At 50.8% G+C, this 24,958-nt stretch carries 22 protein-coding genes and 1 tRNA gene; 13 read left to right on the top strand and 10 right to left on the bottom strand.

Translation table 11 applies throughout. The features are described from left to right. Nucleotides 1–239: 239 nt before the first annotated feature. The 9 genes from FCN51_RS22390 (at nt 240) to FCN51_RS22350 (ending at nt 8,503) form a co-directional block, all read left to right on the top strand. A complete protein-coding gene (locus FCN51_RS22390) occupies nt 240–3,080 on the top strand; it encodes an Rne/Rng family ribonuclease (RefSeq protein ID WP_456304871.1) in 2,841 nt (946 codons plus the stop codon). Between the two features lie 175 nt (nt 3,081–3,255). Further along, a complete protein-coding gene (gene hisG / locus FCN51_RS22385) occupies nt 3,256–3,987 on the top strand; it encodes an ATP phosphoribosyltransferase (protein ID WP_003623223.1) in 732 nt (243 codons plus the stop codon). A 14-nt stretch (nt 3,988–4,001) separates the two neighbouring features. After that, nucleotides 4,002–5,315 (top strand): histidinol dehydrogenase, encoded by a 1,314-nt coding sequence (hisD, locus tag FCN51_RS22380; protein WP_160256906.1) that lies wholly within the window; start codon nt 4,002–4,004, stop codon nt 5,313–5,315. Nucleotides 5,316–5,389: 74 nt separating this feature from the next. After that, entirely contained in the window at nt 5,390–5,608 is a 219-nt protein-coding gene (gene infA, locus FCN51_RS22375) for a translation initiation factor IF-1 (protein WP_003623225.1), read from the top strand. Nucleotides 5,609–5,612: 4 nt separating this feature from the next. Beyond that, nucleotides 5,613–6,245: a Maf family protein gene (locus FCN51_RS22370; protein WP_160256905.1), complete on the top strand. Its 633-nt coding sequence runs from the start codon at nt 5,613–5,615 to the stop codon at nt 6,243–6,245. Continuing rightward, nucleotides 6,242–7,327 carry a ribonuclease E/G gene (locus tag FCN51_RS22365; RefSeq protein WP_124306360.1) on the top strand — a complete coding sequence of 362 codons (1,086 nt, stop codon included), beginning with the start codon at nt 6,242–6,244 and terminating at the stop codon, nt 7,325–7,327. The genes FCN51_RS22370 and FCN51_RS22365 overlap by 4 nt, the downstream gene beginning before the upstream one ends. Continuing rightward, nucleotides 7,324–7,509 (top strand): DNA gyrase inhibitor YacG, encoded by a 186-nt coding sequence (locus FCN51_RS22360; protein ID WP_003628614.1) that lies wholly within the window; start codon nt 7,324–7,326, stop codon nt 7,507–7,509. Before FCN51_RS22365 ends, FCN51_RS22360 begins: the two co-directional genes overlap by 4 nt. 55 nt (nt 7,510–7,564) lie before the next feature. After that, a tRNA-Phe gene (locus FCN51_RS22355) sits at nt 7,565–7,640 on the top strand. 392 nt (nt 7,641–8,032) lie between these two features. Further along, a complete protein-coding gene (locus tag FCN51_RS22350) occupies nt 8,033–8,503 on the top strand; it encodes a c-type cytochrome (RefSeq protein WP_003625799.1) in 471 nt (156 codons plus the stop codon). A gap of 70 nt (nt 8,504–8,573) precedes the next feature. On the opposite strand, the gene FCN51_RS22345 is transcribed toward FCN51_RS22350, so the two are convergent. The 3 genes from FCN51_RS22345 to FCN51_RS22335 all read right to left on the bottom strand — a co-directional run bounded on the left by FCN51_RS22345 (nt 8,574) and on the right by FCN51_RS22335 (nt 11,282). After that, nucleotides 8,574–8,792 (bottom strand): hypothetical protein, encoded by a 219-nt coding sequence (locus FCN51_RS22345; RefSeq protein WP_020944326.1) that lies wholly within the window; start codon nt 8,790–8,792, stop codon nt 8,574–8,576. A 28-nt stretch (nt 8,793–8,820) separates the two neighbouring features. Beyond that, nucleotides 8,821–9,582, bottom strand: a complete 762-nt coding sequence (locus tag FCN51_RS22340; RefSeq protein ID WP_020944327.1) for a glucose 1-dehydrogenase — start codon at nt 9,580–9,582, stop codon at nt 8,821–8,823. A gap of 191 nt (nt 9,583–9,773) precedes the next feature. Continuing rightward, on the bottom strand, nt 9,774–11,282 hold the full coding sequence (locus FCN51_RS22335; protein ID WP_160256904.1) for an aldehyde dehydrogenase family protein: 1,509 nt from the start codon (nt 11,280–11,282) through the stop codon (nt 9,774–9,776). Nucleotides 11,283–11,480: 198 nt separating this feature from the next. On the opposite strand from FCN51_RS22335, the gene dld reads away from it, so the two are divergent. Then, nucleotides 11,481–13,196 (top strand): D-lactate dehydrogenase, encoded by a 1,716-nt coding sequence (gene dld, locus FCN51_RS22330; protein ID WP_003625810.1) that lies wholly within the window; start codon nt 11,481–11,483, stop codon nt 13,194–13,196. A gap of 112 nt (nt 13,197–13,308) precedes the next feature. Here dld and FCN51_RS22325 read toward each other — a convergent pair whose 3' ends face one another. Further along, nucleotides 13,309–14,385 carry a zinc-binding metallopeptidase family protein gene (locus FCN51_RS22325; protein ID WP_124295907.1) on the bottom strand — a complete coding sequence of 359 codons (1,077 nt, stop codon included), beginning with the start codon at nt 14,383–14,385 and terminating at the stop codon, nt 13,309–13,311. Then, nucleotides 14,382–15,218 carry a transglutaminase family protein gene (locus FCN51_RS22320; RefSeq protein WP_160256903.1) on the bottom strand — a complete coding sequence of 279 codons (837 nt, stop codon included), beginning with the start codon at nt 15,216–15,218 and terminating at the stop codon, nt 14,382–14,384. The genes FCN51_RS22325 and FCN51_RS22320 overlap by 4 nt, the downstream gene beginning before the upstream one ends. 247 nt (nt 15,219–15,465) lie before the next feature. Between FCN51_RS22320 and FCN51_RS22315 the strand changes: the two genes are divergently transcribed. Beyond that, complete coding sequence (locus tag FCN51_RS22315; RefSeq protein ID WP_160256902.1) at nt 15,466–16,944, top strand: circularly permuted type 2 ATP-grasp protein; 1,479 nt, start codon at nt 15,466–15,468, stop codon at nt 16,942–16,944. Continuing rightward, on the top strand, nt 16,944–17,948 hold the full coding sequence (locus tag FCN51_RS22310; RefSeq protein WP_174714346.1) for an alpha-E domain-containing protein: 1,005 nt from the start codon (nt 16,944–16,946) through the stop codon (nt 17,946–17,948). The genes FCN51_RS22315 and FCN51_RS22310 overlap by 1 nt, the downstream gene beginning before the upstream one ends. A 47-nt stretch (nt 17,949–17,995) precedes the next feature. On the opposite strand, the gene nadC is transcribed toward FCN51_RS22310, so the two are convergent. The 3 genes from nadC to FCN51_RS22295 all read right to left on the bottom strand — a co-directional run bounded on the left by nadC (nt 17,996) and on the right by FCN51_RS22295 (nt 20,824). After that, nucleotides 17,996–18,853, bottom strand: coding sequence for a carboxylating nicotinate-nucleotide diphosphorylase (gene nadC, locus FCN51_RS22305; RefSeq protein ID WP_014457241.1), 858 nt, complete (start codon nt 18,851–18,853; stop codon nt 17,996–17,998). Between the two features lie 25 nt (nt 18,854–18,878). Continuing rightward, nucleotides 18,879–19,859, bottom strand: a complete 981-nt coding sequence (gene nadA, locus FCN51_RS22300) for a quinolinate synthase NadA (protein ID WP_160256901.1) — start codon at nt 19,857–19,859, stop codon at nt 18,879–18,881. A gap of 80 nt (nt 19,860–19,939) precedes the next feature. Beyond that, nucleotides 19,940–20,824, bottom strand: coding sequence for an NUDIX hydrolase (locus tag FCN51_RS22295; RefSeq protein ID WP_160256900.1), 885 nt, complete (start codon nt 20,822–20,824; stop codon nt 19,940–19,942). A 258-nt stretch (nt 20,825–21,082) separates the two neighbouring features. Here FCN51_RS22295 and FCN51_RS22290 point away from each other — a divergent pair, with 258 nt between their 5' ends. Next, nucleotides 21,083–21,715: a TetR/AcrR family transcriptional regulator gene (locus FCN51_RS22290; protein WP_020944335.1), complete on the top strand. Its 633-nt coding sequence runs from the start codon at nt 21,083–21,085 to the stop codon at nt 21,713–21,715. Here the strand turns inward: FCN51_RS22290 and FCN51_RS22285 are convergent. Both FCN51_RS22285 and FCN51_RS22280 read right to left on the bottom strand, forming a co-directional pair. Then, nucleotides 21,687–22,979, bottom strand: a complete 1,293-nt coding sequence (locus tag FCN51_RS22285; protein WP_014457245.1) for an NAD(P)/FAD-dependent oxidoreductase — start codon at nt 22,977–22,979, stop codon at nt 21,687–21,689. The genes FCN51_RS22290 and FCN51_RS22285 overlap by 29 nt on opposite strands. Before the next feature lie 180 nt (nt 22,980–23,159). After that, nucleotides 23,160–24,551 carry an NAD-dependent succinate-semialdehyde dehydrogenase gene (locus tag FCN51_RS22280; RefSeq protein ID WP_160256899.1) on the bottom strand — a complete coding sequence of 464 codons (1,392 nt, stop codon included), beginning with the start codon at nt 24,549–24,551 and terminating at the stop codon, nt 23,160–23,162. Nucleotides 24,552–24,958 lie beyond the last annotated feature (407 nt).

Raw genomic sequence — 24,958 nt, 5'->3', positions numbered from 1 at the left:
GACTGAAGGATACATGACCATCGCCCGCCCCACCCCTTTGCTGAAAACAGCTAGACCGCAGGCCGTACCATGCCTGATGGATGCTGATACAGGGGCAGCTGTGGAAACTTTGTACGCCTTCCAATTTTTATCGCACGCCTGTTTATATCCGCCGGAAGAGCCCCTGCTCCGTCGTGCCATGCCATTTACGCGGCAGCACCACACAGGCTGGCCACCGGCGCACCGGAGTTTTTCTTTTTATGTCAAAGCGTATGCTGATCGACGCAACACACGCGGAAGAAACGCGCGTTGTTGTGATGGACGGAAATCGGCTTGAAGATTACGATGTTGAATCTGCTGCCAAAAAGCAGCTTAAAGGGAACATCTACCTTGCCCGCGTTGTTCGCGTAGAGCCAAGCCTGCAGGCCGCCTTTGTAGAATATGGCGGCAACCGCCACGGCTTTCTGGCTTTTAGCGAAATCCATCCTGATTACTATCAGATCCCGGTTTCTGACCGCGAAAAGCTTCTTGCTCTACAGGCTGAAGAAGAAGCTCTGCTGGAAAACGCCGAAAACGGCGCTGATGAAGATGATGCATCTGACAATGCAGAAGCTCAGGCATCTGACACGGAGCAGGACACAGAAGCTTCTGACCCCTCTGCTCAGAGTGAAGATGAAGGGTCTGAACGGGAAGAACGTTCTGCCAATAAGCAGGATGCACCTGACTATGTAGGCGGCGAAACGGATACGGGTGAAGAAGCCCTTATTCAGAAACGCATTGCCCGATTCCTGCGCAACTATCGCATTCAGGAAGTTATCCGCCGCCGCCAAGTGCTGCTGGTACAGGTGGTTAAGGAAGAACGTGGCAACAAGGGCGCAGCCCTGACCACCTATGTTTCTCTGGCTGGCCGCTATTGTGTGCTTATGCCCAATGCCCTGCGCGGTGGTGGCGTTTCACGCAAGATTACATCCGTGGCAGATCGCCGCCGCCTGCGGGATATTGTTTCCGATCTTAACCTGCCCCGCGGCATGGCCATGATTGTGCGCACAGCAGGTGCCCAGCGCCCCGGCCCGGAAATTACGCGAGACTGCGAATACCTGCTCCATCTATGGGATGATATCCGCGAGCATACACTTCAATCCGTTGCACCTGCGCTAATTTACGAAGAAGCAAGCTTGGTAAAACGCGCTATCCGCGATGTTTACACCCGCGAGATCAGCGAAATTGTGGTGGATGGGGAAAACGGCTGGAAGGCCGCGCGGGACTTCATGCGGATGCTGATGCCTCAGCACGCAGAAAAAGTCCGGTTGTGGAACAAGGAAAACCAGCCCCTGTTCACACACTACCACGTGGAAGGGCATCTGGATGCCATGTTCTCCCCCGTGGTATCTCTGCGCTCCGGTGGCTACTTGGTGATCAACCAGACAGAAGCCTTGGTTGCCATTGACGTCAACTCCGGCAAAGCCACCAGCCAGCGTAATATTGAGGAAACAGCCTTCCGCACCAATCAGGAAGCGGCAGATGAAGTGGCCCGCCAACTGCGCCTGCGTGATCTGGCAGGTCTGATTGTGATCGACTTCATTGATATGGAGTCCCGCCGTCACAATTCCATGATCGAACGCCGCCTGAAAGATGCCCTGCGGCATGATCGGGCACGTATCCAGATTGGCTCCATCTCCCACTTCGGGTTGCTGGAAATGTCACGCCAGCGGCTGCGGCCATCTGTGGCAGAAGCTGCCTTCATGCCCTGCCCGCACTGTAATGGCACAGGCATGATGCGCAGCATTGAAAGCTCCGCCCTGCATGTTCTGCGCGCAGTGGAAGAAGAAGGCGCACGCCGCCGTTCTTCCGCCATTACCGTGCATGTTGCTGCGGATATTGCTTTCTATATCCTGAACAACAAGCGGGACTGGCTGACCCAGATTGAACAGCGCCACCAGATGGAAGTGCTGTTTGCTGCAGACAACACACTGCCTGCTCCGGAAGTTCGGATCGAACGCCGCCAGCATGCACGTCCACCACGGATTCAGCCGCCATTGCCGCCGGTTGAAAACATTGTGGCTGATGAAGTTATTGCGGCCGCTCCAGAAATTCCGGCGACAGAACCTACTGCCATTCAGGAAACGGTCGATAATTCGGATGAGCCACGCCGTCGCCGTCGTCGTCGTCGCCGTCGGCGGAGTGATCAGGATACCAATCAGGCTCCCGCAACACAGACGCAGTCTGATGCCATCACGCCGGAAGCAGATGAAGCCACACCAATTGCAGCTTCTGAAAACACAGTAGAACCTGTTGCAGAAGCAGATGCAGAAACCAATCTGGTGCCGGGTCGGCGTAGAACCCGCCGCTCCCGCGTGCGCAAACCGGCTGAAACGCGCACAGAAATCCACGTAGATATTGAAGAAGGCCCTGCGCCACGGCCCACTATGCCAGCATGGGAAGGCCCAACACCGGCCAACCCATTTGGCGGTGCGCCAGATATTTTCGAGCTACTGGAAAACACGGCGCGCCAACAGGTTGCCGAAACAGCACCGGCCCCCAAAGCAGCCGATGTTCAGGAAGAAACCGCAAGCGTGCCTGTTGAAGTAGCGAAAACGGAAGAGGTTGCACCTCAGCCTGTTGCTGCCACAACTGAAGAACCAGAAAAAACGGAGGAAGCGCCTAAACCACGCCGCCGCCGCACACGTAAGAAGGTAGAACCCGCAGCAGAAGAAAATGCCGAACAGGCTGAAGCTCCTGTAGCAGCACCGGCAGATGAAGCTGCCTCTGCTGAAGCAGAACCGCCTAAAAAGCCTGTACGCCGTCGCACAACCCGCCGCAAAACAGCGGCAAAGGATGAGACTGCGGAAACAGCAGAAACTTCCACAGCGGAAACTGCCGAGGAAAAGCCGAAGAAAACAACACGTCGGCGCACCACACGTAAAAAGGCAGAACCCGCACCTGCTACGGAAGCTGCCAGCGAAAGCGAAACTGTAGCTGCTCCTGCACCTAAAGAAGCCGCAACCGAGGCTTCTGATAAAGAAGAAGCTATTGTTCAGCCTATCGTGATTGAAGATAGCCCGCCGGCAACGCGCAGACGTACCGGTTGGTGGAAGAAGTAAATCACACCACGTTTCTACCAGATTTAAAGGGCTTTCTCCTTTAGATCTGGTGGGTGGCCATATCTGCCAGAAGCAAACGGATGGCAGATGTGGCCACTACATATTTTTCTTCTGCTGCGCCTTGTGGTAGGAGTGCAGGCCTAACTTGACACGCCTTGCCTCCGCCGGAGTTTTCATGAACCATCCCCGCCCTGCCCATCAGACCGAAACATCTTTCGGCACGGAAGATAACGGGCGTATTGTTCTAGCTCTCCCCAAAGGCCGTATCCTCAAAGCCGTGTCACCCCTCATGTCTGGCACAGGCATGGCCCCTGCCCCGGAATGTCTGGGCGGAGATAGCCGCAAACTGCGCTTTCCCACACAGGACCCACAGGTTGATGTGGTGCGCGTGCGCTCGTTTGATGTTGCCACCTTTGTTGCCAGCGGTGGTGCTCAGGTTGGCGTTTGCGGCGCTGATGTGCTGATGGAATTCGATTACCCCGAAATTTATGCCCCGCTTGATCTGGGTATTGGTGCTTGCCGCATTTCTGTCGCGCAGCCTGCCCACCTTCCGCATGATCCGCAGGAATGGAAGCGGTGGTCCGAAGTGCGCGTGGCCACCAAATACCCAGCTATCACGCGCCGGTTTTTTGCAGCGCGGGGCATTAACGCCACCATCGTGCATTTGCACGGCGCCATGGAACTGGCCCCCATGCTTGGGCTTTCCCGTTTGATTGTAGATCTGGTGGATACGGGCTCTACCCTGAAAGCCAATGGCTTGAAGGAAGTGGAAACCATCGCTCAGGTGACCAGCCGCGTTATTGTTAACCGCACGGCCCTTAAAACCCGTCCGGAACAGATTGACCGCATTCTCTCCCGCTTTCGCACGGCGCTTGCAGCATCCTCGCCCGTTGCGGAAAATGTGTAAGGCAAACGCATTCCATGAAACGGCTTGATACGCGCGAACCGAATTTTGAAACCGAATTTACCGCTCTTCTTTCCAACCGTGAGGAGCAAGGGCAGGAAGTTCATAAACCGGTTGCAGATATTTTGGCTGCCGTGCGCAAAGAGGGTGATGCCGCACTTTGCGCCTTTACGGAACGCTTTGACCGCCTGCCCCTTACAGCTGAACAGCTTGCCTTTACAGCAGAGGAAATTGAGCAGGCACGTGCAAAAGTAAGCCCAGAACTGCTGGAAGCACTGGATGTTGCGGCACAGCGTATCGAGTCCTTCCATAAAAACCAGCTGCCAGCTGATATCCGTTACACAGATGATGTGGGCATGACACTGGGCCTGCGCTGGATTCCGCTGGATGCTGTTGGCCTGTATGTGCCCGGTGGCAAAGCGGCCTATCCCTCTTCCGTGCTGATGAATGCCATTCCGGCCAAGGTTGCTGGAGTAAAGCGTTTGGCCATGTGCGTGCCGACTCCTGATGGCGTGATTAACCCGTTGGTATTGGCTGCTGCACACCGAGCTGGTGTGACAGAAATCTACCGTGTTGGTGGCGCACAAGCTGTGGGCGCCATGGCCTATGGCACACAAACCATCCGCCCGGTTGACCGTATTGTTGGCCCGGGCAACGCTTACGTAGCCGAAGCCAAGCGTCAGGTTTTTGGCTACGTGGGCATAGACAGCATTGCTGGCCCATCTGATGTGGTGGTGATTGCCGATTCGAATACGAATCCGCGCCTGATTGCTCTGGATCTGCTGGCACAGGCTGAGCATGATGAATGCGCGCAGGCTACGCTTATCACCCCAGATGCTGCGTTTGCAGACACCGTTATTGAAGCAGTGGAAGCTGAACTGCGCGTGCTCTCCCGCGCAGCTATTGCTGGCGCAAGCTGGGCCCGTAACGGGGCAGTGCTGATCTGCCGCGATATGCAGGAAGCCGTGGAACTGGCAAACCGTCTGGCCCCGGAACATCTGGAACTGATGGTAGATGACCCGGAAAGTCTGTTTGCCCATGTGCGCCATGCCGGAGCTGCTTTTCTGGGCCGTTTCTGCCCAGAAGCCATTGGGGATTACGTAGGTGGCCCCAACCATGTGCTGCCAACTTCGCGCACAGCACGTTTTGCTTCTGGCCTGTCTGTTTTTGACTTCATGAAGCGCACGACATTCTTATCCGGCGGGCCTGATGCCCTCCGCCAGATTGGGCCTGCTGCTGTGGCACTGGCGCAGGCCGAAGGGCTGGAAGCCCATGCGCTTAGCGTTTCCGCCAGACTGGATATGCTGGCAGCCTCAACACCTAATGCTTGACCATAGGCTGCCGCTCACCCATATCTGCTCACCAAGATTGACCTTTAACGGCTCTGAAACATACGAAGGATGCAATGTCTAAAGAAGACATGATTGAATTTAGCGGCACGGTAACTGAACTGCTGCCTAATGCCATGTTCCGCGTAAAGCTGGACAATGAACACGTTATTCTGGCGCACACCAGCGGCAAAATGCGTAAGAACCGTATTCGCGTTCTGGCGGGTGACCGCGTGAATGTTGAAATGACACCTTACGACCTTTCCAAGGGTCGCATTACGTTCCGCTTCAAATAAAGCCGTGACAGTTTCCGGCCAGCAGAACTCCGTTAAAGGAGAGACACCTCTCCTTGTACTGGCATCTGCTTCGCCCCGGCGGGTAGATCTGCTGCGCCAGATTGGCGTAGTGCCTGACCGCATTGTTCCGGCTGATATTGACGAAACACCTGCAAAACACGAACTCCCCCGTGCTTATGCGCACCGTATGGCGTTAGAAAAAGCACGTGCTGTGGCTACCTGCGTAACTGAACCCGCCTTAATTCTTGCCGCGGATACAGTGGTTACGTTGGGCCGGCGTATTCTGCCCAAAGCCGAAAATCGCGAAACAGCGCAATTCTGCCTGGAGCGTCTTTCTGGCAGACGGCACACGGTCATCACATCAGTTGCTGTTATGCCCAGCTCCAGTTGGCCACAAGGCAAAGCAGCGGAACGACTGGTAGAAACAGCAGTTACGTTTAACCGCCTTACGCCCCATCAGATCAATGCCTTGTTGGATGCAGGTGATTGGGAAGGCAAAGCTGGTGGATATGCCCTGCAAGGCCATGCCGCTGGCTTTATTCGTTTTCTATCTGGCAGCAGCTCTGCTGTTATCGGTTTACCACTATTTGAAACAGCCCAGCTTTTACGCGGGCAACCCGGACACTGGCTGGCGTGATTCAGTATTTGCGCGTTGCCACCTTTCCGGGTGAAATGCGTCTTGCGGTCACCCAAGATGATACATTGCTGGATTACGCACTCTGGCGGCCAGCTGCTCCCGATCTTGTTGGTAATATCTATGTTGCTCGCGTAGCGGCGCAAGCTGCCTTTATGGGCGGAGCTTTTGTTGATCTGGGTCAGGGCTTACAGGGCTTTCTGTCTGACCAGAAAGCTGTATCCGCTCTTACCGAAGGCCAAAGCATAACGGTTTGCGTTTCTCGCGCAGCACAAGGTGGCAAGGGCGTGCGTGTACGCATGCTGGAGCCTTCTGCACAAGGTAAGGATATTGGCCTTGTAACTTCTGGTCCAACACCATTGGAGCGGCTGGCGCGCCAATGGCCCAATGCGACCATTGTAGTAGATACTCCGCAGGCAGCAGCCCTTGTGCCGCCCATCCTACGCTCAAGACGAGAACCCGGGTTTACACCCACGCCGCCAGAAATTACGGCAGCATGTCATGCTCTGGAAGACAGCACGGTAGAACTGCCCGGCAATATGCAGGCGACTATTACCCCAACTCCTGCTCTTACTGCCATTGATATGGATGCCCCACCTGTTGCGGGTTCCCGCCCCAAGCAGACCGCACAATTTGCAGCAAACCGTGATGCGCTGCCTGAGCTTTTGCACCAAATTCGCCTGCGCAATCTTTCTGGCGCCATCGTCATCGACCCGGCAGGCATGGCCATGCGCAAGCGTCAGGCCTTGCAGGATGTTGTGCAGGCGGCCTTACAGGCAGACCCACTTCGCCCACGCTGCCTTGGTGTAAGCGCTTTAGGGCTGATTGAAATTGTACGCCCGCGTATTCACCCTTCCCTTCCAGAGCTTCTAAACTCTCCCCATGGGCATGCGCTTAAGGCACTCCGTACCATCTTGGCAGAAGCCCCTACAGCAACCATCTTACGCGGCAGTATCCCCCTTATTCGGGCACTAGAGCAGGACCCACAGGCTGTAGCAGACTGTGTGCAGCTCCGCGGCAAACCTTTGGCCCTAAAGGCTGACCCTGCTTTGCCTGATTTTTTCTGGACGGTTCAGGACGCATGACTTCTAAACCCGCTAAATGCCCCGTATGCGGCAAACCTGCACAAGCAGAATTTCGCCCTTTTTGCTCAAAACGCTGCGCAGATGTGGATCTGGGCCGCTGGTTTTCTGGCGACTATCGTATTCCGGGCGCCCCTGCTCCGATTGAAAATGATGAAAAAGCTGAAAGAAATGACGAAAGGTGACTTGATCTCCTGCAGAGAGTGAGATACATGCTCTCTCACGCCGCGAGGCTGCGGTGCCCAAGTAGCTCAGTTGGTAGAGCATGCGACTGAAAATCGCAGTGTCGGTGGTTCGATCCCGCCCTTGGGCACCATTTAATGGCAGTAAACTGCTACTCTCCTTAAAAATTTAATGTGATTTTATTTTGTGCTTTTACACCTGTATATCTTAAATCCGACTATGAGCGATTCTTTATTTCCATACTTATGACCTATGGAACAAAGAGCTGTTTCTTAAAAAAATATCTCTCAATTCTACTCAGAAAAACAGACGTGCTCACGCAAAATACGCTTTGCCTGATGCGCCCTGTTCTCTCTTTTTGCGCAGTTCTCCCTGTAGTTCATCCCTTATTTGTAACCGTGAAGCCTTTCTTCCGCCCTGATTATTCGAAATAAAGAAAGCGTATTCTTTCAACCTCCTTAGGTTGAGAAGATAGGTTATCCGTGTATAGTCATTTCATTATCGAACAGTTTTCAGGAGTATTTTATGAAAAAGACCGTTCTCGCTCTGCTGGCAGCTCTTACCGGAGGCGTAGGCTTTTCCGGTGCGGCGCATGCAGCGGCAGATGGCGCACAGCTTTATGCAACGCACTGCGCCATGTGCCACCAGAGCAGCGGCGATGGCGTTCCTGGGCAGTTTCCACCCCTGAAAGGACGCATTGACAAAATTGCGGCTTCTCCTGAAGGCAAAACCTACGTGGCGCACGTACTGCTGAACGGTCTTGCTGGCAGCCTGAAGGCCGCTGGTGGTTCCTACATGGGGTACATGCCTTCCATGGCATCCATGTCTGACGAAGAAATTGCCGCTCTGCTGACCTATGTTTCTTCCCTGAGTGGCGCGGCTTCTACGCCCACCTTCTCGGCGGATGATATTAAAAAGGAACGCGCTACACCGCTGCAGCCGGGCGTTGTGCTGGAAGAGCGTGAAAAGCTGAACGCTGCTCACCCTCTGCCATAAATAAAACAAGAGCCAGCCCTTACTATAAATGGCTGGCTCTTGTTTAATTCTCTTTAATTTTTAGAAATATTTAGCCGCTAACGTCTGGATTACCTTCGGCAGTATCTACGTTGCTACCTCTCTTTCGGCGTCCATCTACCGCTTCTGCAATTTCAGACACCAGATCCAGATATTTCTCCCGATCAGTTTCTACAGAAGAACCAAACTGATTGAGCAAGCCTAGGATCAAATCCTCACGTGTCGCATGCTTTTTCTCCCGCCTTGGAGAGAAATGCTTTTTACCGGACATAAAATTTTACTCCCTTACACCTGATTGCTTATTGTGCGGTGTACCCACCATCAATGACCAGTTCGCTCCCTGTAACAAACTTGGATTCATCAGAGGCAAGATACAAAATACCGTAAGCAATATCGTTGGGCTCACCCAAGTGGCCAATGGGGTGCAGATCCACCAGCTTTTGGCGTGCAGCAGCATCTTCCTTTGTTAAACCGGCCACCATAGGTGTCCAGATATAGCCGGGATGCACTGAGTTTACCCGAATCTTGTATCCAGATTTGGCACAATGTAGGGCCGCAGATTTTGTAAACAGCCTTACCCCACCTTTACTGGCGTTATAGGCGGCCAGCATTGGGTCCCCAATCAGTCCTTCAATGGAAGACAGATTGACAATGGATCCACCGCCCGACTTCTTCATGGCCTCAATAGCCACCTGTGTGCCCAAAAACACGCCATCCAGATTGATAGACTGAACGCGCCGCCAATCTTCCAGAGATGTGCTTTCTACACTGCCAGAATACGCAATGCCTGCATTGTTCACTGCAATATCCAGCCGCCCATAAAGCTTAAGCGTTTGCCCAATAGCGGCTTTCCATGCAGCCTCATCTGTTACATTCAGTTTGACAAATGCGGCTTCACCACCTGCTGCCTTAATTTCTGCAACAGCTTTCTGCCCATCTTCTTCTTTTAAGTCACCAATAACAACTTTTGCGCCTTCCTTAGCCAAAAGCTGTGCGGTTGCCTTGCCAATGCCATTAGCGGCCCCAGAAACAATGGCAACCTTGCCTGCTACACGTGCCATAATACTTCCCTTACCTATACATTCTGTTGCATTGCGCACTGATCCCAGCCTGAATCAGATATCCCAACCATGACCTGCATCAATTCTTGCAAATGTGTATTTTTGGACATCTCAAAATGATGAAAAGATTGGGACAAACATTTGCCCTGAACACAATGTTTTGAGACGACGATAGTTTCTTTCTGAACTGTTCAGTGCTTTTTTGAGTTTGCTCCGTATCCAACAATTGCTTTGGTTTCCAAAAACTCTGCAATTCCAAAACGGCTGCATTCACGGCCATTGCCAGACAGGCCATACCCACCAAATGGAGCTTTTACGGTCCACGCAGCACCATTAAGGGTAACTGTGCCAGCCCGGAGCTTACGTGCGACCCGACGAGCACGCTCCATGCTGCCAGATTGCACATATGCGGCCAAACCATATGGTGTGCTATTTGCCAGCCGAATGGCATCATCTTCATCCGCATACCCCATGATGGACAAAACCGGACCGAAGATTTCTTCCTGCGCAATCACCATATCCGATGTAACGTGACCAAACACGGTGGGGCGCACGTAATACCCTTGCGCAAGCCCGTCTGGGCGCCCTGCCCCGCCAGCCGCCAGAATGGCTCCTTGGGCTGTACCTTTTTCAATCAATACCTGAATACGGTTAAACTGGCTGGCACTTACAACGGGACCAAGCTCCGTCATGCTATCGGCCGGATTGCCCACACGCAGACCATTCGCAACTTTAGCTGCAATATCCATGGCCTTTTCCATCAGCTCATGCGGCACCAACATGCGGGTTGGTGCATCACAGGACTGGCCAGAATTTCCAAAACACTCTTGGGCACCCCGTTCTACTGCATCTGCAAAATCCGTATCAGGGAAAATAATGTTGGCAGATTTGCCGCCCAGTTCCTGCAAAACACGTTTAACAGTAGGCGCTGCGGCCTGCGCCACGGCAATACCCGCCTGTGTTGATCCGGTAAAAGACACCACATTGACCAACGGATGGCTGGCCAAGGCTTCTCCGGCCACAGGGCCGTTACCCTGCACCATGTTATACACACCAGCGGGAACGCCTGCTTCATGCAGGATTTCTGTAAATATAATGGCAGATAAAGGTGCAATTTCACTGGGTTTGAGCACAACAGTGCATCCGGCAGCCAAGGCTGGCATAACCTTGCAGGCTATCTGGTTCATGGGCCAGTTCCACGGCGTAATCAGCCCGGCAACACCTATGGGTTCATGAGTGATGAGAATATAATCCTCACATTCCTCAAACTGGTAGTGACGCAAGGCATCCAACGTTTCTTCTATATGCGCCAAGCCTGCTGGGGTCTGACTTTCCCGCGCGAGGGTGATGGGAGCCCCCATTTCCAGAGAAATCGCCTGCGACATCTCTTCTGCTCTGCGCTGATAGATAGAAGGAATACGGCCTAAAACCTCCAGCCGTTCAGCACGTGTTATGGTGCTCCATGCCTCAAATGCCGCATGAGCAGCCTCAACAGCCCGATTCACGTCCTGCGCGTGTGCCAATGCAAGACGACCACAAGGTTCTTCTGTTGCTGGGTTGATAATGTCTTGCTGATCTTGCGCAGAAGGGAAAACCCACTGCCCATTGATAAAAAATCTTTCAGAATTTTCCAAACAATTCACGTTATCACCCTCCCAATAACCGCCAGATACGTTGGGTATTTCAAGATAATACGACAAACGCGCCCCAACATGTTATAACAGGCATGCGTTGCCAGAAACGGGGGTAGCCAGAGACTTTCTTGCGTTCCTATGCCATGTTTCTTGTCATTTGTTATTCACGGCGCAATATCAGGCGTAACCGTGAAAACACCATTACGTTATACTCTTGCCGGTATCTGAAACACGACCTCCGGCTGCCGTAGAAAGGATTTATGCGTGACAACCGCCGCAGAAAACAACAAGCAGCTGATTGAACAGCTGAAGAATATAGCTGGCCAGCACCATGTCCTGACCGGAGAAGACAGCACATATCGCTTTACCCATGGTTTTCGCTTTGGCGCGGGTAAGGTGCTTGCTGTTGTTCAGCCAGGCTCACTTATCGAACTTTGGCGCGTTGCTCAGGCCTGCGTAAATGCTGATAAAATTATTATCATGCAGGCCGCCAATACGGGGCTGACTGGTGGCTCCACCCCCGATGGTAATAATTATGACCGTGATATCGTGCTTATCAGCACGCTACGGCTGGATAAATCTCATCTGATTGGTAACGGCAAGCAAGTTGTGTGCCTACCGGGTGCCACGCTTTACGAACTGGAAAGCAAACTGGCTGCCATTGGGCGGGAACCGCATTCTGTTATTGGTTCCTCCTGTATTGGTGCCTCTGTGCTTGGTGGCGTTAGCAACAACTCTGGTGGTGCACTGGTGCAGCGTGGTCCAGCTTACACAGAAATGGCTGTGTTTGGTCAGGTTGGGCCGGATGGTAAACTGCAACTTGTTAATCATCTGGGTATCCAACTGGGGAATGACCCGGAAGCGATACTGCAGAAGCTGGAAGCTGGCACCTTTACTGAAGCAGATATTGATTGGAACGCAGGCAAAGGGCACGATGGCAATTACATCAACCACGTGCGCGAAATTGATGCCGATACCCCTGCCCGCTACAATGCAGATCCGGCACGCTGGTATGAAGCCGCGGGCTGCGCGGGCAAGCTGGTTGTGTTTGCTGTGCGCCTTGATACCTTTCCTGCCAACAAAGATACGTCTGTTTTCTATATCGGCACCAACAATACGGATGAGCTGGAAAACCTGCGCCGCCATGTGCTGACAGCATTTAATGAACTGCCGATTTGCGGGGAATATATCCACCGTGACGCGTTTAATATTGCTGAAAAATACGGCAAGGATACTTTTGCGGTTATCCGTTATTTTGGCACCAAGTTTTTGCCAAAAATGTTCGCCATGAAATCCCGGTTTGACATTTTTGCCAAAAAACTTGGCTTCCTGCCCGACCACCTGAGTGATCGGATCATGCAGGCCATCAGCTACCTGTTACCACGTCAGCTCCCCACGCGGATGCTGGATTACCGGGACAAGTTTGAACACCATCTCATGCTCAAGGTCTCGCACGATCTGGCTGGGCCTATGCGCCAGTATCTGCAGACATATTTTGGCAGTGCCACTGGTGACTATTTTGAATGCACGCCAGAAGAAGGCAAGCTTGCCTTCCTGCATCGTTTTGCTGCCGCTGGTGCGGCTGTAAGATACCGCGCTGTGCACCATAAGGAAGCAGAAGATATTGTGGCGCTGGACGTTGCCCTCCGCCGGAATGATCGGGAATGGTTTGAAAAACTGCCGCAGGATATTGAAAACAAGCTGATTGTTAAACTGTATTACGGCCACTTCCTCTGCCATGTCATGCATCAGGATTACGTGGTGAAGAAGGGGTATAATGCTATAGCTGTAGAGCATGAAATGCTGCCCGGTTTAGATGCCCGTGGGGCACGCTATCCGGCAGAGCATAATGTGGGCCACCTGTATAAGGCTCCGCAAAACATGCTGGACCACTATCAGCAGCTTGACCCCTGCAACTGCATGAACCCCGGCATTGGCCAGGCAACAAAACGCAAAAGCTGGGTTGCAGAAAGCGTATAATCGCTAAACTGTTATTAGCTTAGCGTATTACAATACTCAAAACCCGATGCTGCATTTTTGGCTGCATCGGGTTTTATTTTATGTGCTGTATAACGCCACAAAACCCAAGGGTTTATAATTTATTCTGAACACCTCGAATAAGATCATGAATAAAATGCAGTTTGTGCACGACACCCTGCGTTAACGTAAACGGATAAAAATCTGGCAACCCCATGGAACGGTTTAAATTATTGACCGCATAAGTTAGCGGAACCCATGCGTTGATAATTTCCTCAAAAGGCATGGTTGTGTAAGGGTCTCCATGCGGGGAAAGAAGTGCATCTCCGCCCACTGTGGCGCTTACAGTCATATCGTAAGCCAAAGCTGTTTCCAGTGTAGAAACGATATGGAAATAATGCGCCCATGTTTCTGCAAAGTCTTCCCATGGGTGAGATGTCGCATAAAAGCTTACAAAATTCTCGCGCCAGTTTTGCGGGGGAGATTGCGCATAATAGGTTTGCAATGCAGCCTGATAATCTGCGCGGTCATCACCAAAAACTGCACGACAGGCTTCCAATTTTCCACCATCTCTTACCAGAATGTTCCAGTAATAATGACCAATTTCATGGCGAAAATGCCCTAGCAGAGTACGATAATACTCTCCCATTTCGATGCGCATTTTTTCACGGTAAGCATCATCCGCTTCCTTGGTAGCAATTGTGATAATACCATTGCTATGGCCTGTCATGATGGCAACAGAGCCATCTGCTGCATCATCCAGAAAATCAAATGCCAAACCGTTTTCCGGGTCTTGCCGCCGGTTTTTAAACGGAAGCTTCAAACGCAGGATTGTGTAAAACATCCTGTGTTTTGCAACTTCCAGTTTGTACCAACGGTCTTTGTTTTCTGGCACATTTAAATTGGGGATCATGCGGTTAAATTGGCAGGCAACACAAAACCCGGCTGTTGCATTACTATCTGCGGCCAATGTCAGCCAGTTACACACACCATAAACATGATTGATACAAAAGGCCCGCGCTTTCCCTTCTGCCTTTTCTTCCAAAGGCAACCATGTGCCATCGGCCTGAGGCTCTAGTGCCGTCATGGCCGCAAGCTCGGGCAAATACCCTACGGTAATACCGCAATATCCACACTGCGTTGCCTCAAACCCCACCAGATGGTTGCAGGATTGGCAGGAAAACCGTTTCATTGTCGGGGTAAGTGCTGCACTTGCATGAACACATCAAATACGGCTTCACAACAATCCAGCACGCCAGAAACAGGCGCTGCATCCTGCGGTGTATTTGCAACTGCCAGCGGAATATGCCCTGCGCCTGCCAGAAAGCCAGATGTGGTATCAAACCCAATCCAGCCCTTTTGCGGGATAAGAACCTGCGCCCACGCGTGTAAATCACCATTCAGGGTTGTAATCTTACCTTCCGCACATTCTTCCTGAATAAGATAACCGGAAACAAAGCGAGCCGAAAAACCAAGATGACGCGCGGCACTTACCAGCAACCATGCGCTATCTCGGCAAGAACCGCTGGCGTGCTGCAATGTTTCCTCTGCCGTCCAAACACCCGGTTCCATACGCCGTTGGTATTGAATCCGCTGTGCAATAACTTGGTTAAGAGCCTTAATTTTGTCCAAGGGGTTTTGCGCTGCCAGAACCTGATGCGCACCGATGAGTGATTGCATATTCTCACTTATACGCTGCGGCGTTTGCCCATTTCCTTCATTCAAAGGTTCCGGACCTATAGCTGTATCAGCAAGAGGATCATACGGTGTCAGGTCCACCATAAGTGCCACTTCAATATCAAACTGAGTCACCTGATCGGCACATTCAACGTATGCAATCTGATTGCCCAGCGCATCCTGTGCCCAGTTCACCAAGCACTCAGTTGGTTGCACGTGCAAATTGTATGAAAGCACAGGTGTGCGCGAATGCAGCGTAGGACGCAGCCGAATAGTTTGAGGCCCCATGCTGACAGGCCTATCATACCGATAACAGGTTCGATGTGTCAGCATAACGTGAGAACTCATCAAACCCTAACCCTGTCTTTTATCTTATTCATGGCAAGCATTGTTGCCTCGTTCAACAAGAACACGCACTTGTAGCGTAAAACCATAGCAGCATGGCGCGCACATGCAATACATATCCAACGCAATCAAAAACTTGCTCAAGTAGCCGCGTTTTTAGACTTGGCAAACATCTGGAAACCTGTTCAGTTAATTCGGTAGTGAAACAAGTTGAGGCCACATTGGCCGCCAACCTGACGGGAGAGAAACCATGACACCAACAGCCCTGCATGCTCCCCCTCAGGCGACTTTCTCAGGATTACTGGATAATTACCGCATCCCTGATTTTTTTTGTGAGTTGATGAATCGGCGTGATCCAACGCCCCCCACCTTACAATGTGTAAAAGACCGACTTGCCGCACTCAGTCTGCCGGAACTACGCCGCAGAACGCAGGCCGCAGAAGCCCAGCTCTACCGTATGGGCATTACCTTTACGGTGTATTCAGATAAGGAAGCTATCGACCGTATTCTACCGTTTGATGCCATCCCCCGTGTTATTACCGCGCAGGAGTGGGACCACGTAGAGCGGGGTGTGCAGCAGCGTATTCAAGCCATCAATCTGTTTTTGCATGATATTTATCATGATCGAAACATCCTGCGAGATGGCATCCTTCCCGCCGAACTGGTGCTGAATAACCCCAATTACTGTGAGGCCATGGTGGGGGTAGATGTTCCGGGCGGCGTTTATGTGCATATCAACGGCACCGATCTGATACGGGACGATAACGGCCAGTTTCTGATTTTGGAAGATAATGCCCGCACGCCCTCCGGCGTATCCTACGTTATTGAAAACCGACATATGATGCTGCGCCTTATGCCGGATCTGGCATCTGGTCTGCCCATTCGCTCGGTTGAAGAATATGGCCTACGCCTACATCAGACTCTATGCGAAGTGGCGCCTGAAGGTGTGGTTGATCCACAAGTCGTTCTTCTTTCGCCTGGCATTTATAATTCTGCTTACTTTGAGCATGTTTTTCTTTCCCGCGAGATGGGCGTGCCCCTTGTGGAAGGTAAAGATCTATTTGTAGAAAACCATCGGGTGTTTATGCGCACGGTTAACGGACCGCGGGCCGTGCATGCCATTTATCGTCGCCTGAATGATGACTTCCTGGACCCACTCGCGTTTAACCCGAACAGCCTTCTGGGCGTTCCCGGATTGGTAGACGCGTATCGACGCGGCAACGTTACCCTTGCCAACGCCTTGGGCACAGGTGTTGCCGATGATAAAGCCGTATACGCTTATATGCCGCGCATTATCCGGTACTATTTAGGGCAAGACCCCATTCTGCAAAGTGTTGAAACGCATATCTGCGCAGAACCAGACGGACTTGCTTATACGTTAGCCAATATGAACAAGCTGGTTATAAAACCTGTTGGGGAATCAGGAGGATATGGTCTGTTAATTGGGCCGCACGCCAGCCAGAAAGAACTGGCAGATTTTAGGGAAAAATTACTGGCGGATCCTTCCAACTATATCAGCCAACCCGTTATCAATCTGTCTGTCACCCCCACCCTCTGCCCAGATGGCGTGGAAGCACGGCATGTGGACCTCCGCCCCTTTGCTCTAACTGGTCGCTCTGTATGGGTGCTGCCTGGAGGCTTGGCCCGTGTAGCACTTCGCAAAGGGTCTCTGGTGGTGAATTCATCTCAAGGTGGTGGTTCTAAAGATACATGGGTGATGGCATCATGATGAACGAAACACAGGGCCACCTGCTCTCTCGCTACGCCGAATGCATGATGTGGCTGGCACGCTATATGGAGCGCACAGAAAATCTGGCCCGCCTTCTAGAAGTGACAGAAACATTTGTGCGCGATGCCAATGGCCAAATTGCATGGCATTCTATTGTGCAAATTAACTCGGACGAGCAGACTTTCCTTGCCCTACATCCATCTGGTGATGCAGATGCCGTAGCCAGCTTTTATCTGACAGAACAGGCAAACCCGGCCTCTATCTGCGCAACTGCCCATGCTATACGTGAAAATGCGCGCGCGGTTCGTCCCCTCGTTTCTATTGAAATGTGGACACAGTTAAATGTGTTCACGCGCTGGGTTTTGGACTTGAAGGAAAAAGATATTTATCAAAACAGCCTTTCAAGTCTGTGCACACATATCAAACAGGATTGTCAGGCCCATTTTGGCGTCACGGAAGGCACGCTTTACCGTGACCAGGCATGGCTTTTTTATAAACTGGGCAAAACGCTTGAACGGTGTGACCAAATTACGCGCTTGGTAGACATTCGCTACCATATGCTGCTGCCCCAAGGGGAAGCCCCTGGCTCTGAAATTGACATTACGCAATGGACAGCCGTTTTGCGCTCTGCAGCTGCTTACCATGCCTTCCGCCGTTTGCGGCCTGTTACAATTACACCTGCCAATATTGTGGGCTTCTTACTAAAAAATGAAGGTTTCTCCCGGTCCTTGGCAGCCAATTTACGCCTGATGGATGAAACACTGGCACTTTTAGCATCTTATCCCGGCTTGCGTTCACGTTGCAGCCAATTGCAAGAATGTGTTGCAGAACTACGTGTTACGCTTGCTGAACAAACTGCCGAAGATATTATTATCCGTGGTCTGCATGATTATATGAGCTGGATACAACAGCAGCTTTCTCAATTACAGGGGCAAATTGCATCTGAGTTCTGGCCACCTGTTTCTGCTGTGGCTGTTCAGGCAGATTTTCAGATGCAAGCATGAGGTTGTTTTACATATAGTATAAAAGCTTTTGGATATGTTTTGCGAAACTAGACGTAATCCAACCCAATATCCAAAGCTTTTACGCTATGCGTTAGCCAGCCAGCAGAAATAACGTCCACCCCGGTTTCAGCAATAGCGCGCACAGTTTCATGCGTAATCCCGCCTGATGCCTCGGCAATGGCAGAGCCGTTAATCATGTCTACTGCTTTGCGCAGGGTGTCCGTATCCATATTATCCAGCAGATAGGCATCGGCACCACCACTGGCCAATGCGGCTTCCAACTGTTCCAGCGTATCTACTTCCAATTCAATTTTCATAAGGTGGCCCGCCCGCTCACGTGCCTTTTGCAAAGCCACATCCACCTGACCGCCACACAAAGCCAAATGGTTATCTTTAATCAAAATAGCATCATCTAACCGAAAACGGTGATTGCCACCTCCGCCAGCCTTTACGGCATATTTTTGTAAAGCCCTTAACCCCGGAAGTGTTTTGCGTGTGCAGCAAATAACCACTTTTGTGCCTGCTACAGCATCCACCATCTGGCGCGTTTGGCTGGCGATACCGCTGAGATGAGAGAGAATATTCAAGGCTGTCCGCTCTCCCGCCAGAACAGTTAGGGCATCACCTTCTACTTCAGCCAGCACATCACCAATGGCCAGCCTATCCCCATCCTGCTTGAAGGTACGAAACTGCACATGCTCATCTAAAAGCGCAAAAGCCTGCCGGGCCCCTTCAAGCCCCGCAACAACACCCTGATGGCGTGCGCGAAATACTGCGCGTATTTTCTGCCCCGGCGCTGCCAATGCTTGTGTGGTAATATCTCCTCCCTGCCCCAGATCTTCAAACAATGCTGTTTGAATAACAGGTTTCCATAACAAAGCAGGCAAATGGCTTGCGTAAGACATATATAGAAAACTCCTATCCCAGCCTTTAAACACGCAGCATACGCTCAACCGCCAAACGGGCACGCTCTTGCAAGGCTTCAGGAATAACAACCTCAGCCTCCAGATTTTCCAAAGACTTTCGGATAGCGGGCAATGTAATGCGCTTCATATGCGGGCACAGATTACATGGACGCACGAAAGTGGTGTTTGGGTATTCTGCCGCCAAATTATCACTCATGGAACATTCAGTAACCAGAAGGACTTTTTCCGGTTTTTCTTCTGCAATATAGGTAATCATCTGAGCTGTGGAGCCTGAATAATCTGCCGCTTCCACCACTTCTGGCGGGCATTCAGGATGCGCCACAACTTTTACCCCCGGATGCATACGCCGATACTGCCGAATTTCCTGCGGGGTAAAACGCTCATGCACCTCACAATGCGCAGGCCATGTTATCATTTCAATTCCGGTTTCTGCCTGAATATTACGCGCCAGAAATTCATCTGGAATCATGATCACACGTGGAACGTTCAGGCTTTCCACCACCTTGCGCGCATTGCCCGAAGTGCAGCAGATATCGCTTTCTGCCTTAACTGCGGCCGTGCTGTTTACATAGGTTACAACAGGCACACCCGGATATGCCTGTTTAAGGTACCTTACATTTTCAGCCGTAATGCCTTCCGCCAAAGAACAACCTGCGGCAACATCCGGAATAAGAACTTTCTTTTCTGTATTCAGTAATTTGGCTGTTTCTGCCATAAAATGCACGCCAGCCATAAAAATAATGTCGGCATCTATATTCTGCGCAGCGCGTGCAAGAGCAAGGCTATCACCCCGGATATCAGCCACACAATGGAAGATTTCTGGCGTTTGATAGTTATGCGCAAGAATAACGGCATTATGCTGCTTTTTAAGGCGTATAATCGCCTCAATATCGGCTGCATACCGGTCTTCCCAAAAATCTCTCGCCATAATGCTGGCTACAGGCTGATACAGAGTATCCCTGTCTGGAATATTGAATGCCAACATGAATACCCTCCCTTGCGGTACATATGCTCAATTTGAGTATATGTACCGCAAGGGAAAAACAAGCGCTTTTAACTTACTTTTTATAACAATGGCGTTAGTGGCAATTTAGCGCCTGCCAGATAGCAATTCTGCCCTGCCTCCGGCCGAAAACGATATAGCTTTGCGGGGCGCCCCTGTTGAGGCGTATCAAAAGCACCGGTTTCTTCCACCAGTTTTTGTTGTAAAACCAGACGCCTGAAATTTTGCTTGTGCATCCAACAGCCTGCTAATGCTTCCATCGCTTGCTGAAGCTGTAACAGTGTAAACATCTCTGGCAACAAATCAAACACGACAGATGTATAACGAATTTTTGCCCTTACGCGTGAAAGGGCTGTTGCCAAAACGCGCCTGAAATCTGCCTGCATTGGCAAACCTGATTGGATCTGCCCTTCAAAATGCTTGGCTTCATGCACCAAACCGGCTTCCCACAACAGTTCATAACGATCTAAAGCCAGTTCATCGTTCCATGGATGCGGGGTCAGACCGAACAATCTGGCACATCTCTGCTGCTGCACCACATTTTTTCCGGCCCAATTTTTCAGCCATAAAACAATACGCTGCAACAGAGCCTGTGCCTCTGTATTTCTGCGGTCTTCCCACGGAAAATAATCATAGATTGAGCGTTCTGCGATTGTTTGATCTGAGTGCGAACTTATCAACGCCATATAGGAAATACGTACCAAGCGGCTTTTATCTGCCACCTGTGTATCTGCAAACGTATAAAGCTGTTCTGTATGGCCCAAGACCACACCTGTTTGCTGCTCCACCCATCGGCATAGTTCCTTTTGCAAGGAGTGGCCGCCCATGGTCAACGGACCAGAAGGCAAGGCCTGACCGTTTTCCAGCGTGAGCACACAGGGCGTATCCTTTCTGACATTCAAAAGAACGGCTACAAGCTCTGCCCTACAAAACGCTGTCTGTTTCATGAAGCCTCAAGAGTGGAGCAAAAATTACAATATCATAAGTGAAATCTGCATACTCATTTTTTATATGAGCGTGAAGATTCCATTCTCCAAAACAGATATTCCTAAAAACGTTTCCACGACAATGTTTCCCAAATGAACATGTCTCATGGTATTATACAGCTACATCATTCATCCCTGATATCGTCAGGCTTATATTTGTGTCTGTTTAGATAAAGACATAAAAACTTTTTTGAAAGAAATCAGGATATTTCCGTGCTCATGAATACGCCTACAAAACACGATATCGCAAAAAAGAAAATAGTAGATTCTGCACGTGCTCTTATTGCTGAACGCGGGTTTTCAGCCGTGGGCCTTTCGCAAATTCTGGAAGTTGCGGGTATCCCCAAGGGCTCATTTTACCATTATTTTGCATCTAAAGAGGCTTTTGGAGAGGAACTGCTCCGCTCCTATATGCACGATTATTTAATAAATATTCATGCACTCTTTGCCACACCAGATAAAAATGGTGCACAGAAATTATTTTCTTATCTGGATTTCTGGCGTTGTTCACATATCAAAGGGCAAGTTGGGGATAAATGCCTGATTGTTAAACTGGCCGCAGAGGTTTCTGATATATCAGAACGCATGCGCCGTATTATGGAAACTGGCACAGCTTCTGTTATCACCCATCTCTCTCAGGTTATAAAAACAGGGCAGGAAGATGGATCTGTACAATCCACCCTACCCGCCCATAAACTTGCATCCTCACTTTATCAGCTCTGGCTGGGTGCAACCTTGATGACAAAGATTACGCATTCATCCCATCCAATGGATGAGGCATGGCAAACTTCGCTCACCCTTTTGGGTTGCACCACAGATCAGATCAATCCAGCCGCACGGAAGGGCGAATAACGGTTTCCACCATATCAGCAAAGATGGAAGCCAAGCCGCGTATCCAGCCAAACAGTTCTATCTGATGCTGACGATACAGCATAATATGGCCTATGCGGGCTGAAAGCCCATGCAGCATACCGCCACCCATAACGCGACCACCAGGCAGAGCGGCCCAGCCATTGTAGTTACCCAAAGCAACAATGGCACCCTTGTTATGGAAGATGCAGGAAGGCACTTCCTTACCGCTTTCCAGCCATGCAGGCAGATGCTGTGCCAGATGATGGGCCTGCTGGCGGGCAACCTGTGCCGTAGCGGGCAGCGGATCATCTACAATGTAGGAACAATCTCCCATTGCAAAAATACGATCATCATCAACAGAACACAGGTTAGGTTTAACGTTGATCTGCCCAGAGCGGCTTAGAGAAAGACCACCATAAGTTTTTGTTACCTCCGGCGCCTTCACACCCGCTGCCCATACGCGCAGGGTAGCAGGCACATGTGTGCCATCTTTCAACGTAAACCCTGTGGGGTCAGCCGCGGCAACACGGGCAGATGTGCGCACATTAACGCCAATCCGCTCCAATTCCTGCTGTGCTGCCATGGAAACAGATTCCGGAAAGGCAGGAAGAATGCGCGCACCAGACTGTAACAAAGTAATGCTCAGTTTTGGCGGTGCCTTGCCAAATGCATGCAAGCTGACCGGGTCAACAATCTCAAGAGACTTATGAAGTTCCGCAGCAAGCTGGGTACCTGTGGCCCCGCCGCCAACAATAGCAATATCTAGTTCGGAATTATCAGCAAATGACTTCAGAATTTCCATTCTGAATTTTTCATTAAAAGCATTCGCTTCAACAAGATTATCAATAAACAGACAGTTTTCCAGCACACCGGGGGTGCCAAAATCATTGGCGCGGCTTCCGATGGACAGCACAATGGCATCATACGTCATGGTTCTGCTATCCAGAACCTTGCTGCCGTCTGATGCATGTAAGGGGCTTAAAACAACTTCCCGCTTTTCTCTATCAATAGAAACAACTTCACCGGGCCAGAATTCAAAATTGTGGCTGCTGGCCTGCGCCATAAAACTGATGCGGTCATTTTCATTCTGCACTGTGCCTGCGGCAAAGCAATGCAGCATGGGCTTCCATACATGTGAAAAGCTTTTATCAATAAGCGTGATACGTGCTTTTCCGTGCCGGCCAAGTGTTTTACCCAGACGCGTTGCAAGGGCAAGTCCTGCCACTCCGCCACCGACAATAAGAATTTCAGACTTGGACGACATCAGGTTTACATGCCTCTTTTCAGGAAGTAAGCGGGAGATAACGTTATGTTTTGGGAGCAATATTTTTACTAAAAAGAATTATTTTGTTATTAAACTATATAATTCTAATTACTTATATTTCTTATACTATAGGTATTCTGTGCAAGCAGGCACCTTTACAGGTGCCTGCTAACAGTATGATCAGAACGGTGCGTCGATATCGACCGTGTTGATCAGCTTGTGGTTCACGAACTCTTTGATACCAAGACCAATCAGTTCACGACCATAGCCGGAGTTCTTGATACCGCCGAAAGGCAGATCTGCCTTAGGCACCAGCGGATGGTTGATGAATACCATACCCGTGCGGATTTTTGCAGCCACACGTGCGCCACGGGCTTCGTCTTTGGTAAAGACAGCGCCACCAAGGCCGTAAGGGGAGTCATTGGCGATACGGATTGCATCGTCTTCGTCTTTTGCACGGTACAGCTGCGTTACCGGACCAAAGAATTCCCAATGACGGGCTTCGTTGTTACCGTCCAGACCGGTCATCAGCAGCGGACGGAAGAAAGCGCCTTTACCAGGAACTTCTGGCCCAATCACTTCAACCTTTGCACCATGCTTGATGGCTTCTGTAACCTGGCGGTGCAGATCATCCATAGCGCCTTTGGAGCAAACAGGTGCCAGCGTTGTGGAAGGATCCATCGGGTCACCAGCTTTCAGCTCGGAAACACCCTTCTTGTACAGTTCCAGGAAGCGATCATACACTGCATCTACAACAATCAGACGCTTGGCAGATACACACACCTGGCCAGCATTCCAATGGCGGCCAATAACAGCCCATTTAGCTGCTTTTTCTACGTCGGCATCGTCCAGAACAATAAAGGCGTCTGCGCCGCCCAGTTCCATGGTAGCCTTTTTCAGGGCTTTACCAGCAACACCAGCAATAATGGTGCCTGCGCCTTCAGAACCTGTCAGAGCCACACCGCAAACGCGAGGATCTTTCAGGATAACTTCTGTGTGGCGACGTGCTGTATAAAGGTTACGGAACAGACCTTTTGGCAGGCCAGCTTCGTTCATCAGCTCTTCACATGCTGCAGCGCACTGCGGCAGGTTGGAAGCGTGCTTGAGCAGAACAGCGTTACCAGCGGAAAGCTGCGGCGCAATAATACGAACAACCTGATAGAACGGGAAGTTCCATGGCTCAATTGCCAGCACAATACCCAGAGGTTCGTGCACCAGAACAGCCTTGCCTTCAGCCGGATCAGCAACCGGCAGAGATTCCGGCTTCAGCAGTTCTTCTGCATATTTTGCATAGTATTCGAAAATTTCAGCAGAAAGAATAACTTCTGCCTTGGACTCTGTAAACAGCTTGCCCATTTCCAGCGTGCCCAGACGGGCATACTTATCAACATCACGACGCAGAATGGCAGCTGCGGCATTCATAATACGAGCGCGTTCAGCAAAGGAGGTATCACGCCATTTTTCAAAAGCGGCATGAGCTTCGGACAGTGCGGTCTGAACTTCCTGATCTGTAGCTTCAGGAAAATTAGCAAGAACTTCCCCTGTATAGGGATTGGTTGTCGCGTACGCCATTTTTACCTCGTGAACAGTGAAATGGAAAAAGCAGAACGAGCCCGCAAATGCGGCATGCACCCGGCAGAGCAGAATGCTCTTATGTGTGGCATCGTCTCCCTCATCCAAAAAATAGACCGGTCAACTTCTATCGGGCAGAAAAATTCCTGATGGTAAAATTCCATATACAAACTGGAAATATTCCTACCGAATCTGTATGGCCTGTTCTGGTTATCTGTATATGAACGGATATAGATGAAGTCAATTTATAATTAGACCAGTCGTCTTATAACTCTTATCCCATTTATGGTGGGATCGTATAAATGGGTTCAAGCAGGTACTCTGCCCCTACCCCACATAATCTCTTGGCCCTCAGCAAATACAAAAAAGCTGGAAGGCATATTATCCTTCCAGCTTCAAGCGTTCGT

Source organism: Acetobacter pasteurianus, from assembly GCF_009914215.2.
Taxonomy (GTDB): domain Bacteria; phylum Pseudomonadota; class Alphaproteobacteria; order Acetobacterales; family Acetobacteraceae; genus Acetobacter; species Acetobacter pasteurianus.
Note: the sequence above shows the minus strand (reverse complement) of the source record. Positions and strands in the feature narration are given on the sequence as shown.

Excerpts from the sequence above, each read along its gene's own strand:
- FCN51_RS22390 (WP_456304871.1), top strand. The coding sequence starts at position 240 with ATGTCAAAGCGTATGCTGATCGACGCAACACACGCGGAAGAAACGCGC.
- hisG (WP_003623223.1), top strand. The coding sequence starts at position 3,256 with ATGAACCATCCCCGCCCTGCCCATCAGACCGAAACATCTTTCGGCACG.
- hisD (WP_160256906.1), top strand. The coding sequence starts at position 4,002 with ATGAAACGGCTTGATACGCGCGAACCGAATTTTGAAACCGAATTTACC.
- infA (WP_003623225.1), top strand. The coding sequence starts at position 5,390 with ATGTCTAAAGAAGACATGATTGAATTTAGCGGCACGGTAACTGAACTG.
- FCN51_RS22360 (WP_003628614.1), top strand. The coding sequence starts at position 7,324 with ATGACTTCTAAACCCGCTAAATGCCCCGTATGCGGCAAACCTGCACAA.
- FCN51_RS22350 (WP_003625799.1), top strand. The coding sequence starts at position 8,033 with ATGAAAAAGACCGTTCTCGCTCTGCTGGCAGCTCTTACCGGAGGCGTA.
- FCN51_RS22345 (WP_020944326.1), bottom strand. The coding sequence starts at position 8,792 with ATGTCCGGTAAAAAGCATTTCTCTCCAAGGCGGGAGAAAAAGCATGCG.
- FCN51_RS22340 (WP_020944327.1), bottom strand. The coding sequence starts at position 9,582 with ATGGCACGTGTAGCAGGCAAGGTTGCCATTGTTTCTGGGGCCGCTAAT.
- FCN51_RS22325 (WP_124295907.1), bottom strand. The coding sequence starts at position 14,385 with ATGAAACGGTTTTCCTGCCAATCCTGCAACCATCTGGTGGGGTTTGAG.
- FCN51_RS22320 (WP_160256903.1), bottom strand. The coding sequence starts at position 15,218 with ATGAGTTCTCACGTTATGCTGACACATCGAACCTGTTATCGGTATGAT.
- FCN51_RS22315 (WP_160256902.1), top strand. The coding sequence starts at position 15,466 with ATGACACCAACAGCCCTGCATGCTCCCCCTCAGGCGACTTTCTCAGGA.
- FCN51_RS22310 (WP_174714346.1), top strand. The coding sequence starts at position 16,944 with ATGAACGAAACACAGGGCCACCTGCTCTCTCGCTACGCCGAATGCATG.
- nadC (WP_014457241.1), bottom strand. The coding sequence starts at position 18,853 with ATGTCTTACGCAAGCCATTTGCCTGCTTTGTTATGGAAACCTGTTATT.
- nadA (WP_160256901.1), bottom strand. The coding sequence starts at position 19,859 with ATGTTGGCATTCAATATTCCAGACAGGGATACTCTGTATCAGCCTGTA.
- FCN51_RS22295 (WP_160256900.1), bottom strand. The coding sequence starts at position 20,824 with ATGAAACAGACAGCGTTTTGTAGGGCAGAGCTTGTAGCCGTTCTTTTG.
- FCN51_RS22290 (WP_020944335.1), top strand. The coding sequence starts at position 21,083 with ATGAATACGCCTACAAAACACGATATCGCAAAAAAGAAAATAGTAGAT.
- FCN51_RS22285 (WP_014457245.1), bottom strand. The coding sequence starts at position 22,979 with ATGTCGTCCAAGTCTGAAATTCTTATTGTCGGTGGCGGAGTGGCAGGA.
- FCN51_RS22280 (WP_160256899.1), bottom strand. The coding sequence starts at position 24,551 with ATGGCGTACGCGACAACCAATCCCTATACAGGGGAAGTTCTTGCTAAT.